This window comes from Streptomyces sp. NPDC040405 (assembly GCF_055595765.1).
In genome coordinates this window covers 92,352-105,775 of the sequence record NZ_JBVIVI010000018.1, presented here as the reverse complement: position 1 = coordinate 105,775, position 13,424 = coordinate 92,352, and the positions used below count along the sequence as shown (strand labels likewise).

The window sequence follows — 13,424 nt, the reverse complement described above, 5'->3', positions numbered from 1 at the left end:
CGTCCCTTCACCACTTACATCGGACTGGGGCTGCCCTTGGCCTGGACCATCCGAGCGAGGTTCTGGGTGACGGCCATGAAGTGTGCGACGCCGGTGAGTTCGGGGCCATCACCCACTTTGGTGTCCGTGATGCCCCAGAACGCCTGGGCGTGATGGACCAGACCGTCATCACCGAGCTCAATGACACCGATGATGCTGAAGGTCAGTTTGGTCGGCGCGTAGACCGTGACCGTGGTCGGCACCGCCGCCCGCCGGCCGTCCATCGAGGTGACCGGGCGGCCCGGCGTCTCGTGCACCTTGCATTCGATGGACCACGCGATGTGTTCGCGAAGCGCCTCCTTGCCGATCAGCGGCGGCGCGCCGACCGGATCCTCGAAGACGATGTCGTCCGAGAACAGGGCGAGTACGTCGTCCACATCACCGGCATTCATACGCCGGGCATACTCAACGGCCATCTTCCTGAGGGTCGCCTCATCGGCCATGAACGCCTCCTGTGCGGTTCCGCGGTCGTGGGTCGTCGGATCGCGGGGCTCACTCCGGGATGCCAATGTCGGACCTCCCCCAGAACTTCTGCAGCTCCTGGATCAGGCCACCGGCCCCCGCGCGCACCATCAGCACGTACTCCCAGGTGATGCGGGCGTCCTCGGGCGCGTCGGGCGCCGTCAGCCAGCCGCGGTCGGCGAACTCAGGCCCCTTCGGCAGGTAGCCCATGGTGGCGGTGACGGGCACCAGTACGTGCACACCGTCCTGCCCCGCCACCGGCTCGCCGGGAACCTCGGCGATGCCCGCCGTGGCCAGCTCCTCGAAGTGCGTCCGCAGCGCGTCCCGCCCGCTCCGGCGGCCCGAGCCGACCGGGTCCTCGAAGGTGACCTCGTCCGCGTACAGCTCCAGCAGCCCGTCCACGTCCGCGGCGTTCAGCCGACGGCTGTGCTCGAGAATGAGCTTCTTCCGGCTTCGTTCGTCAATCAACGTGTGCTCCCATGTGCTCTCCGTCGCCTTCTCCGCGGCCAAGGTCCTGGTCGATGAACTGGAAGATCTCGTCGGTGCTGGCGTCCTGGATGCGGCCGTTCACCGCCGCGCCCTCCGCCGGGCCGCCGTGCAGGGCGTCCAGCTTCGACAGCGTGCTCCGCAGGCGCCTGCGCAGCGCCTCCCAGGCGGCCTCGTCCCGGGCGACGGTGAGCACCGTGCCCTCCATCCGCTCCAGCTCGCCCAGCACCGGGGCGAGCGGATCCACGTCCCCGGGCGCCAGCTCGGTGTGCAGATGCGCGGCGAGGGCGGCCGGGTCGGGCTGGTCGAAGATGAGCGTGGTGGCCAGCCGCAGCCCGGTGACGGCGGTCAGCCTGTTCCGCAGCTCGATCGCGGTCAGCGAGTCGAAGCCCAGGTCCAGGAAGCCGCGTTCGGCCGGAATCCGGCCGGGGTCGGCGTGGCCGAGGGCGGCCGCGGCGTGCGTGAGCACCAGATGGAGCAGCACCCGGTGCTGCTCGTCGCGGGGCAGCGCGGCAAGGTGGCCGGACCAGTCGGCGTGCGCCCGGCCGGTCGCGGCGGTGCGCCGCGCCGGACCGCCGCCGGTGAGCGCCCGCAGCGGGGCGGGCAGGGTGAGTGCGGGCTGCCCGGCCAGCGCCCGTACGTCCAGATCGATGGCGACGAGATGCGGCGCACCGTGCCGTACGGCGGCGTCCAGCAGCCCCAGCGCCCGGTCACCGGACATCGCCCCGATGCCCGAGCGGGCCATCCGGGCCCGGTCCGCCTCGTCCAGGTGTCCGGTCATGCCACTGGCATCGGCCCACAGCCCCCAGGACACCGAGACCCCCGGCAGGCCGAGGGCGCGACGGTGGGCGGCCAGGGCATCGCAGAACGCGTTCGACGCGGCGTAGTTGGACTGCCCCGATGAACCCAGGGTGCCCGCCGTCGAGGAGAGCATCACGAACAGGGCCAGTGGCAGATCCGCCGTCGCCGCGTGCAGGTGCGCCGCGGCCGTGGCCTTCGGCTCCCACACCCGGGCCAGCCGCTCCGGGGTCTGGGAGGTGAGGACGGCGTCGTCCAGCACACCGGCGGCGTGGACGACACCGGTCAGCGGGTGCGCCGGGTCGACCCCGGCGACCAGGTCCGCCACCTCCGCCGGATCGGTGACATCGGCGGCGCGGACCTGCACCTGTGCACCCAACTCGCCCAGTTGTGCGGTCAGTTCGGGTGCGCCGGGGGCGTGCGGGCCGCTTCGGCTGACGAGCAGTAGATGTTTGACACCCCAGGCGTGCACCAGGTGCCGGGCGACCAGGCCGCCCAGCGTGCCCGTCCCGCCGGTGATCAGCACGGTGCCGTCCGGGTCGAGCACCCCACCGGCACTCGGCGCTTCCGCGGTGTCGGCCGGGAGCGCGCACCCCGCTCCGGCCCGCCCCAGCCGGGGCACCAGGACGCGTCCCGTACGCACCGCCACCTGCGGCTCATGCCGATCCACCGCGCGGACGACCGCCTCCGCCGCGGCGCCGGGCTCGGTGCCCGGCCCGAGGTCGAGCAGCACGAACCGTTCGGGGTTCTCCGACTGGGCGCTGCGGATCAGCCCCCACGCCCCGGCCCCGACCGGGTCCACCGCCAAGTGTTCACCGGCATCGGCCATGGCCACCGCGCCGCGCGTGACCACCACCAGCCGGGCATCGGCCAGCGCGGCCCGGCCCAGCCACCCCTGCACCAGCCCCAGCAGCCCGTCCACCGCCCGCAACCCCTCGCGGGCGTCGGCCACGTCCGCGGACGACGCGTGGCAGGGCGTCAGCACGACCGAGGGAGCGGGCGCACCGGCGTCGATGGCCGCGATCAGCGCCTCCAGATCCGGGTACCGTACGACGCCCTGGTCCATGCCGTCCGGCTCCGCGCCCTCCGCGGCCTCCGCCCCCTCCGCGCCCCTCGACACCGAGGCCGCCAGGCTCAGCGGATCCTCGCCCAGCACCACCCATCCGCCGTCACCCACCACCGACCGCGCCGACGGCGCGGTGGCGGGTACCGGCAGCGGCGTCCAGCCCAGCGTGAACAGCCCGTCCACCCCGCGACCGGCCGCGGCCGCCGCCCATCCGTCCGTACCGGCCGGGCGGGTGACCAGCGAGTCCACCGTCAGTACCGGTGCACCGACCGCGTCGGCGACCGTCATCCGCAGCGCCTGCCGCTCCTCGTCGCGCGCCAGCCGGACTCGTACACGGGTCGCCTCGGTGGCCCACAGGGACACGCCCTTCCACGCGAACGGCAGCCGCACCCGGTCGTCGTCCTCCTGCCCCTCTGGCCGGTCCATGAGCAGCGACGGATGCAGCGCCGCGTCCAGCAGGGCCGGGTGAATCCCGAACCCGCTCCGGTCACCGGCGGCGTCGGGCAGGACCACCTCGGCGAGGATGTCCGCGCCCTGCCGCCAAGCGGCGGTCAGGCCCTGGAACGCCGGTCCGTACGCGTAACCGGCCGCCTCCACCTGTTCGTAGAACCCGTCGATGTCCACCGGCTCCGCGCCCGCCGGAGGCCACACGCCACCCAGCCCCTCCGCCTCGCCGGGGGCGTCGGCGGGCGGGGCCAGCACACCCATCGCGTGGCACACCCACTCCGCGTCCACGCCGGGACCCCCGATGTCCTCGGGGCACGTGTACACGGCTACCTCACGCCGCCCGTCTTCCGCCGGGGCGCCCACCGCCACCTGCACCCGCAACCCGCCGGACGCGGGCAGCACCAGCGGCCGCTGCAGCGCCAGTTCCTCCACGCCACCGCAGCCCACCTCGTCGGCCGCCCGCAGCGCCCACTCCACCAGCACCGCACCCGGCGCCAGCACCGCACCCGCCACCACATGCTCACCGAGCCACGGGTGGGTCCGCGCCGACAACCGGCCGGTCAGCAGCCGCGTGGTGCCGTCGGCCAGCTCCACCGCCGCGCCGAGCAGCGGATGGCCCGCGGACACCAGTCCGAGACCGGCCGGATCGCCACCGGGCCCGGATTCGCCGTCGATCCAGTAGCGCTCGCGCTGGAAGGCGTACGTCGGCAGGTCGACGGGGCGGGGGGCCGGGCCGTTGGGGAACCAGCGGGACCAGTCCACCTCGACTCCCGCCGTGAATGCCTGGGCCACCGACCGTGCCAGCTGCGCCGTCCCACCGTGGTCGCGGCGCAGCGTGGGCACCGTGACGGCCCCGACACCCGCGGCCTCGAACGTCTCCTGCAAGCCGACGGTGAGCACGGGATGGGGGCTGGCCTCGATGAAGACGCGGTGGCCGTCGTCCAGCAGGGCTCGTACGGCGTCGGCGAAGCGCACGCGTTCGCGCAGGTTCGTCACCCAGTACGCGGTGTCCAGCTCGGCCGCGTCCAACCGGCCACCGCTGACCGCCGAGTAGAACGCCACCCCGGAGCGCCCCGGCTTGACCCCGGCCAGGAGGTCGGTCAGCTCGTCGGCGATCTGGTCGACCTGGGGGCCGTGCGAGGCGTAGTCGACGTCGATCAGCCGGGCCCGGCCACCCGCGTCCTGGCACGCCGTCACCGCGTGGGCGACCTGCTCGGGGGGTCCGGAGACGACCACCGATCCGGGCCCGTTCACCGCCGCCACGCCGACACCTGCCGCGGGCTCGCCCAGGCCGCTGAGAAACTCCTCGGCCCGGTCCTGACCCATGCCGAGCGAGGCCATCGCGCCGCCGCCCGCGAGCGTGCGCAGCGCCTGGCTGCGCAGTGCCACGATCCGCGCGCCCTCATCCAGCGACAGCGCACCGGCTACTACGGCCGCGGCGATTTCGCCTTGGCTGTGGCCGACGACGGCGGCCGGGACCACGCCGTAGTCGTCCCATACGGCGGCCAGGGAGACCATGACGGCCCAGAGGGCGGGTTGTACGACGTCGACGCGGCCGAGGTCGGCGGCGTCGGGTGCGTCGCGCAGGACGTCGGTGAGGGACCAGTCGACGTACGGGGCCAGGGCCTGTTCGCATTCGGCGACTCGGGCGGCGAACACCGGGGAGTCGTTCAGCAGCGCGGCGCCCATTCCCGCCCACTGCGAACCCTGCCCCGGAAACACCAGCACCGGCCCCGTGCCACCCATGGCCACGGCGCCGCCGGGTTCGACCACCCCGGGATGGGTGTCACCGGACGCCAGCGCCGTGAGCCCCGCCATCAGCTCGTCGCGGTCCTCGCCCACGACCACCGCGCGGTGGTCGAACACCGACCGGGTACGGACCAGCGACCAGCCCACCTCGACAGGCGATACGTCCGCATCGGCGGCCACCCGCTCGGCCAGCGCCCGCGCCTGGCCCCGTAACGCCGCGGCGCTGTGCCCCGACACCACCCACGGCACGACGCCGATGTCATCGGTGTCCGGTCGCGTGAGGGTCCGCTCCGCCTCCTTCGGCGCCTCCTCCAGGATCAGATGGGCGTTGGTGCCGCTGATCCCGAAGGAGGACACGCCTGCGCGGCGCGGACGCTCGTCCGCCACCCAGGTGATCTGCTCGGTCAGCAGCCGCACGTCACCGGCGGCCCAGTCCACATGCGGGGTCGGCTCGTCGATGTGCAGCGAGGCGGGCAGTAGCTGATGCCGCATCGCCATCACCATCTTGATGACGCTGGCCACCCCGGCGGCGGCCTGGGTGTGGCCGATGTTGGACTTGATGGAGCCGAGCCACAGCGGTCGGTCCTCCGGCCGGTCCTGTCCGTAGGTGGCCAGCAGCGCCTGGGCCTCGATCGGGTCGCCGAGCGTCGTCCCGGTGCCGTGCGCCTCCACCGCGTCCACCTCGCGGGGCGCCAACCGTGCGTTGGCGAGCGCCTGCCGGATCACCCGCTGCTGCGAGGGCCCGTTCGGCGCGGTCAGCCCGTTGCTCGCGCCGTCCTGGTTGACCGCCGAGCCCCGTACGAGCGCCAGTACGCGGTGGCCGTGGCGCCGGGCGTCCGACAGCCGCTCCAGCAGCAGCAGTCCGACACCCTCGGAGAAGCCGGTGCCGTCCGCCGCCGCCGCGAACGCCTTGCACCGCCCGTCCGGCGACAGCGCCCGCTGACGGGAGAACTCGGTGAAGCCGCCCGGCGTCGCCATCACCGTCACCCCGCCCGCCAGCGCGAGGGCGCATTCGCCCTGCCGTAGCGCCTGCGCGGCCATATGCGTCGCCACCAGCGACGACGAACACGCCGTGTCCACCGTCACCGCGGGCCCCTCCAGCCCGAAGGAGTACGACACCCGCCCGGACACCACACTGCCGAGGTTTCCGGTGGCGACATAGCCCGCCGCGTCGCTGGTCGTCTGCCCGATGAGCGACAGATAGTGGTACGAGTCCACCCCCGCGAACACCCCGGTGTCGCTCCCGCTCAGCGCGTCGCGCCCGAGACCGGCGCGCTCGAACGCCTCCCACGCCGTCTCCAGCAGCAGCCGCTGCTGTGGGTCCATCGCCGCGGCCTCGCGTGGGCTGATCCCGAAGAAGTCGGCGTCGAAGTCGGCCACATCGCGGAGGAAGCCACCCTCCCGGGCGCTGCTCGTCCCGGTGCTCTCGGGATCCGGGTCGTAGAGGCCGTCCAGATCCCAGCCGCGGTCCTCGGGAAACGACGAGATGACGTCCGTCCCCTCGCTCACCACCCGCCACAGGTCTTCCGGAGAGGCCACGTCGCCGGGGAAGTGGCAGGCCATTCCGATGATGGCGATGGGCTCCCGGGCGCGCTCATCGGCCTCGCGCAACTGCCGTTTGGCCAGGCGCAGATCGGCGGTCGCCCGCTTCAGATAGCTGCGGAGCTTCTCGTCGTCCGTCATGTCACATCAACCCGATCGTCACGGCCGTCTGGATTCATCGGAAGGCATTCACCGGAAGGGCATTCGCCGAAAGGCGGGGAAGCTCAGCGGAGGCTGTCGTCGAAGGGGGCGTTCAGTTCGCCGTCGAGCACCTGGAACAGCTCCTCGTCGGTGGCCGAGTCCAGGTCGTCCTCGGCGGACACCTCTTCACCATCGCCGTCCACCCTGTGCAGCAACTCCCGCAGCCGCCCCGCGATCCGTGTCCGCTGCTCCGGGTCGTCGGCCACCGCACCCAGGGCCGCGCCGATGGCGTCCAGATCGGCCAGGAGGGAGCCGGTCCGGGCCGCCCCGGCCGGGGCCAGCAGCTCGTCGAGGAGCCGGACGACCGCGGTGGGCGTGGGGTGGTCGAAGACCAGAGTGGCGGGCAGCCGCAGCCCGGTGGCGGTGCTCAGCCGGTTCCGCAGCTCGACGGCGGTCAGGGAGTCGAAGCCGAGTTCCCGGAAGTTCTGCGCGGGGTGGATGGTGTCCGGTGCGTCGTGGCCCAGCACGGTCGCGGTATGGCCGCGCACCAGCCTGAGCAGCGCTTGCTGCCGGTCCTCCTGGGAGAGCGCCGCGAGCGCCTGCGCCGGGTCCGTGCCGGAAACCCCGGCTTTGGCGGCCGCCTGGGGAGCGCCGCCGCGCACGAGGGTGCGGAAGAGAGCCGGTGGTTCGGTGTCCTGGGCCTGACGGCGCATGGCGGCCAGGTCCAGGCGGATGGGCGCCAGGGTGGGCAGGCCACTGGCGAGGGCGATGTCGAGCAGCGCGAGCCCCTGCTCGGTCTCCAGCCCCACGATGCCCGCCCGCGCCAGCCGGGCCCGGTCGGCGTCGGTCATGTCCCCGGTCATCCCGGTCGCCTGGGCCCAGTAGCCCCAGGCCAGGGAGGTCGCGGGCAGGCCCTGGGCGTGGCGGTGCCGGGCGAGGGCGTCCAGGAAGGTGTTGGCGGCCGCGTAGTTGCCCTGCCCCGCGGCGCCGAGCAGCCCGGCGGCGGCGGAGAACAGCACGAATGCCGAAAGCCCCAGGTCCCGGGTCAGTTCGTGCAGATTCCACGCCGCGTCCGCCTTCGTCCGCAGGACGTCGTCGAGCTGAGCGGGGGTCAGCGCCTCGACCGTGGCATCGCGCAGCAACCCGGCGGCATGGACCACCGCGGTGAGCCGATGACGCTCGGGAAGGGATTCGAGCAGCTTGGCGAGCGCCGCCCGGTCCGCGGTGTCACACGCGGTGACGGTGACCTGCGCGCCCAATTCGGCCAGTTCCGCCACCAGTTCGGGAGCGCCTGGCGCGGCCGGCCCCCGGCGGCTGACCAGCAGCAGCCTCCGTACGCCGTGCCGGGCCACCAGATGGCGGGCGGTGGCGGCGCCCAGGGTGCCGGTGCCACCGGTGACCAGGACGGTGCCCTCCGGGGCGAGGGACTGGGGAATCGCCAAGACAATCTTGCCGATGTGGCGGGCCTGGCTGAAGTGGCGAAACGCCTCGGGAGCCCGGCGGATGTCCCACACCGTGGTGGGCAGGGGGTGCAGCGTTCCGTCCTCGAACAGCACCGACAGCTCGGCCAGCAGCTGCTGGATACGGTCCGGACCGGCGCCGCCGACCAGGTCGAACGCACGGTAGCGGACCCCGGCGTGCTCGGCGCCGACCTGGGCGGGGTCACGGATGTCGGTCCTCGCCATGTCGATGAAGCGACCGCCGGGCGCCAGCAGCCGCAGCGAGGCGTCCACGAACTCACCCGCCAGCGAATTGAGCACCACGTCGACGGACCCGGCGGCCTCGCGGACCCGGTCCTCGAAGTCGAGCGCGCGGGAGGAGGCGATGTGGCGGTCGTCGAAGCCACGGGCCCGCAGCGCATGCCACTTGCCGGGGCTCGCGGTGGCGTACACCTCGGCCCCCCAGTGCCGGGCCAGCTGTACGGCCGCCAGACCGACCCCACCCGTGGCCGCGTGCAGCAGCAGCTTCTCGCCCGAGCGCAGCCCCGCGAGATCGGCCAGCCCGTAGTACGCGGTGAGGAAGGCCGACGGGATGGTCGCCGCCTGCGCGTACGACCAGCCGTCCGGCATCCGTGTGATGAGTCGGCCGTCGGTGATGACCAGCGGCCCGGTGCCGTTGAACAGGCCCATCACCCGGTCGCCCACGGCGAACCGGCCGGTCTCCGGGCCCACTTCGACCACCACCCCCGCGCCGTCCCCACCCAGCGGCCGGGGGTCCTCCACCATGCCCAGCGCCACCACGACGTCATGGAAGTTCACCCCGCCCGCGTACAGTGCCACCCGCACCTCGCCGGGGCTCAGCGGGCGCGTGTTGTCCGGGCAGTCGACCAGGGCGAGGTGGTCCAGGCTGCCGTGACCGGTGAGCCCCAGCCGCCAGGCCGCCGGGCCGTCGGGCGGGGCGAGCCGCTTGGCGGCGTCGTCATGGGCGAGCCGGGCGACGTACGCCTCGCCCGCGCGCAGCGCGATCTGCGGCTCGCCCGAGGCGACCGCACCCGCCACCGCCCGCGGTGAAACGTCGTGCTCGTCCAGGTCGAGCAGCAGCAGACGGCCGGGGTTCTCCGACTGGGCGCTGCGCACCAGACCCCACACGGCGGAGGCGGGCAGGTCATGGATGTCGTCATGGCCATGGGTGGCGACCGCGCGGCGGGTGACGACGGCCAGCCGGGAGCCGATGAACTCGGGGGCGGCGAGGAAGCGCTGGAGCAGCGTGAGCACCTCCGCGCCGAGGCGATGCGTGTGCTCGACCGGGTCGGCGCCCGGGGGAGCGGTGACCGTGGCGAACACGACGTCGGGCGCCGGTGTGCCGTCAGCCACGGCCGCCCGAGCGGCGTCGAGTCCGGGATGGCGGGCGGCCTCGGGCAGGGCGCCGGCCAGCGCTTCCGCGCCGCCGGGCCCGAGGACGGCCGTACGAAGCGCGGGGCCGCCCTCGGCGGCCTCGGGCAGGGGCAGCGGCGCCCAGGTGAGCTGGAACAGCGCGTTGCGGCCCGCGGAACGGGCCCGGCCGAGCCGGGCATCCTCCGGTACGGGCCGCAGGATCAGATCGTCCACGGCCACCACCGGTGCGCCCACCGGATCGCAGACCCGCAGCGCGAACCGGTCCGGTGCGGTGGGGGTGATGCGCACCCGCAGGGAGTCGGCGCCGGTGGCGCACAGCCGCAGACCGCTCCAGGCGAAGGGAAGGAGGACCCGCTGCGCCTCCTCGGAATCGGGGGCGACGCCGAGGGCGCGGGCGTGCAGGGCGGCGTCGAGCAGGGCCGGGTGGATGCCGTATCCGGTGGCGGAGGCGCGTTCGTCCTCGGGCAGCGACACTTCGGCGTAGAGGTGCTCGTCCAGCCGCCATGCGGCGGTGAGCCCCTGGAACGACGGGCCGTAGGCGTATCCGTGGTCGGCGAGCCGGGCGTAGAAGTCCTGTACGGGCAGGGGTGTGGCCCCCGGCGGCGGCCACGCACCGTCGAGTGTGAGGGGCGCGGTCGCGGGCGAGGGGGCGAGGGAACCGGTGGCGTGCCGGGTCCACGCCGCGTCACCGCTCTCGGCGCTCTCGGTGCTCTCGGCGGCGGGACGGGAATGGATGGTGAGGGAGCGCTCCCCGCCGTGGTCGGGGGCGCCGACGGCCACCTGGACATCGACCGCCTCGCCGTCCGGTACGACCAGGGGCGCGGCCAGGGTCAGCTCGGACACTTGGTCACAGCCCATTCGGGCGGCGGCGTGCAGGGCGAGTTCGGCGAAGGCGGTCCCGGGCAGCAGCACGGTGTCCAGCACCCGGTGGTCGTTCAGCCAGGGGTGGGTATGCGGGGACAGCCGCCCGGTCAGCAGATGAGTGCCGCCCTCGGCCACTTCCACGACCGCGCCGAGCAGCGGATGCCCGGCGGCTGCCAGCCCCAATTCCGCCGGATCGCCACTGAGCCCGCCCCGGCGGTCGACCCAGTAGCGGGCGCGCTGGAAGGCGTACGTCGGCAGGTCGACGGCGCGGGGGGCCGGGTCGGTGGGGAACCGGCGGGACCAGTCCACCTCGACTCCCGCCGTGAATGCCTGGGCGATCGCGCGCACCAGCTGGGAGTGGCCACCGTGGTCGCGGCGCAGGGTGGGCACGGTGGCGGCCTGGACTCCGGCTTCCTCGAAGGTCTCCTGCATGCCGACGGTGAGTACGGGGTGGGTGCTGGCTTCGATGAAGACGCGGTGGCCGTCGTCCAGCAGGGCTCGTACGGCGTCGGCGAAGCGGACGCGTTCGCGCAGGTTCGTCACCCAGTACGCGGTGTCCAGCTCGGCCGTGTCCAACCGGCCGCCGGTGACGGTGGAGTAGAACACCGCCTCCGCCTGGGCCGGTTCGATCCCGGTCAGGAGGCCGGTCAGTTCGTCGGCGATCTGGTCGACCTGGGGGCCGTGCGAGGCGTAGTCGACGTCGATCAGCCGGGCCCGGCCACCGGCCTCCTGGCATGCCGTCACCGCGTGGGCGACCTGCTCGGGGGGTCCGGAGACGACCACCGATCCGGGCCCGTTGACGGCGGCCACGCCGACACCTGCCGTCCGTTCGCCCAGGTCGGTCAGGAACTCCTCGGCCCGGTCCAGCCCCATGCCGAGGGAGGCCATCGCGCCGCCGCCCGCGAGTGTGCGCAGCGCGCGGCTGCGCAGCGCGACGATCTTGGCGCCTTCGTCCAGTGACAGTGCTCCGGCCACTACGGCCGCGGCGATTTCGCCTTGGCTGTGGCCGACGACGGCGGCCGGGACCACGCCGTAGTCGTCCCATACGGCGGCCAGGGAGACCATGACGGCCCAGAGGGCGGGTTGTACGACGTCGACGCGGCCGAGGTCGGCGGCGTCGGGGGCGCCGCGCAGGACGTCGGTGAGGGACCAGTCGACGTACGGGGCCAGGGCCTGTTCGCATTCGGCGACTCGGGCGGCGAACACCGGGGAGTCGTTCAGCAGCGCGGCGCCCATTCCCGCCCACTGCGACCCCTGCCCCGGAAACACCAGCACCGGGCCCGCGCCCGAGGCGGCGGTGGCCTGGGCGGACATCGCACCGGCCGACTCCACCACGGCCGGATGCGAATCCCCGGCGGCCAGCGCTGTGAGCCCCGCCATCAGCTCGTCGCGGTCCTCGCCCACGACCACCGCGCGGTAGTCGAACACCGACCGGGTACGGACCAGCGACCAGCCCACCTCGACAGGCGATACGTCCGCATCGGCGGCCACCCGTTCGGTCAGCGCCCGCGCCTGGCCCCGTAGCGCCTGAACGCTCCGCGCCGACACCACCCACGGCACCATCCCGATGCCGTCGGGGCCCGGTCGCGCCGCGGGGTGTTCCGTCGCTTCGGGAGCCTGCTCCAGGATCAGGTGGGCGTTCGTCCCCGAGATGCCGAACGCGGACACCCCGGCCCTGCGCGGCCGTTCTCCCCGGGGCCACCTGACCGGCTCGGTCAGCAGCCGTACGCCACCGGCGGCCCAGTCCGCGTGGGGGGTCGGTTCGTCGATGTGCAGCGAGGCGGGCAGCAGCTGATGCCGCATCGCCAGCACCATCTTGATGACACTGGCCGCACCCGCGGCGGCCTGTGTGTGGCCCAGGTTCGACTTGATGGAGCCCAGCCACAACGGCCGGTCTTCCGCCCTTCCCTGCCCATAGGTGGCCAGCAGCGCCTGGGCCTCGATCGGATCGCCGAGCGTCGTACCGGTGCCATGGCCCTCCACAGCGTCCACCTCGGCGGTGGACAGGTGGGCGTTGGCGAGCGCCTGCCGGATCACCCGCTGCTGCGAGGGCCCGTTCGGCGCGGTCAGGCCGTTGCTCGCGCCGTCCTGGTTGACCGCCGAACCACGGATCACCGCCAGCACCCGGTGGTTACGGCGCCGCGCCTCACCGAGCCGCTCCAATACGACGAGCCCGGCGCCCTCGCCCCATCCGGTGCCGTCGGCCGCGGCGGCGAAGGGCTTGCAGCGGCCGTCGGGGGCCATACCGCGCTGCCGGGAGAACTCGATGAACGCCCCCGGAGTGGCCATCACCGCCACGCCACCCGCCAGCGCCAGATCGCATTCGCCGTGGCGCAGCGCCTGACAGGCCAGATGGATGGCGACCAGCGACGACGAACACGCCGTGTCCACCGTGACCGCGGGACCTTCCAGACCCAGTGAGTACGCCACCCGGCCCGACAGCACACTGCCGAGGTTGCCCGCCCCGACGTAGCCCTCCACCTCGCTGGTGATGTTCCCGATGACCGACAGATAGTCGTGGGAACCGATCCCGGCGAACACGCCGGTATTGCTGCCGCTCAAGGTGTCGCGACGGAACCCCGCCCGCTCGAACGCCTCCCACGCCGTTTCGAGGAGCAGCCGCTGCTGGGGGTCCATGGCCTGCGCCTCGCGCGGGCTGATGTCGAAGAACGCCGCGTCGAAGGCGGTCGCGTCGTAACAGAAGCCGCCCTGGTCCACATAGGACGTGCCGTACTGCTCGGGATCCGGATCGAAGAGTTCGCCGAGCGCCCAGCCCCGGTCCGTCGGAAACCCGGAGATGGCGTCACCGCCCCGCGCCACCAGCTGCCAAAGGTCCTCGGGCGACCGCACCCCGCCCGGATAGCGGCACGCCATTCCCACGATGGCGATCGGCTCCGGCTCGGCGGAATCGACCTCGCGCAGACGCTGGCGGGTCTGGCGCAATTCGGCCGTAACCCACTTGAGGTGATCGAGAAGCTTCTCTTCGTTGGACATTT

Annotated in this window: 3 protein-coding genes and 1 pseudogene; all 4 read right to left on the bottom strand. The window is 73.4% G+C overall.

Annotated features, from left to right (window positions below):
- Nucleotides 1–14 precede the first annotated feature (14 nt).
- Nucleotides 15–482 carry a nuclear transport factor 2 family protein gene (locus ACZ59A_RS41220; RefSeq protein ID WP_470970036.1) on the bottom strand — a complete coding sequence of 156 codons (468 nt, stop codon included), beginning with the start codon at nucleotides 480–482 and terminating at the stop codon, nucleotides 15–17.
- Between the two features lie 49 nt (nucleotides 483–531).
- Nucleotides 532–969, bottom strand: a complete 438-nt coding sequence (locus ACZ59A_RS41215; RefSeq protein WP_470970034.1) for a nuclear transport factor 2 family protein — start codon at nucleotides 967–969, stop codon at nucleotides 532–534.
- A complete protein-coding gene (locus ACZ59A_RS41210; protein ID WP_470970031.1) occupies nucleotides 962–6,730 on the bottom strand; it encodes a type I polyketide synthase in 5,769 nt (1,922 codons plus the stop codon). Before ACZ59A_RS41210 ends, ACZ59A_RS41215 begins: the two co-directional genes overlap by 8 nt.
- An 83-nt stretch (nucleotides 6,731–6,813) precedes the next feature.
- Nucleotides 6,814–13,383 (bottom strand): annotated as a pseudogene (locus tag ACZ59A_RS41205) (type I polyketide synthase); the annotation flags it as partial.
- Nucleotides 13,384–13,424: the final 41 nt, after the last annotated feature.

What these genes read in the sequence shown, in the direction of transcription:
- ACZ59A_RS41220 (WP_470970036.1), bottom strand. Translation starts at nt 482, where the DNA reads ATGGCCGATGAGGCGACCCTCAGGAAGATGGCCGTTGAGTATGCCCGG.
- ACZ59A_RS41210 (WP_470970031.1), bottom strand. Translation starts at nt 6,730, where the DNA reads ATGACGGACGACGAGAAGCTCCGCAGCTATCTGAAGCGGGCGACCGCC.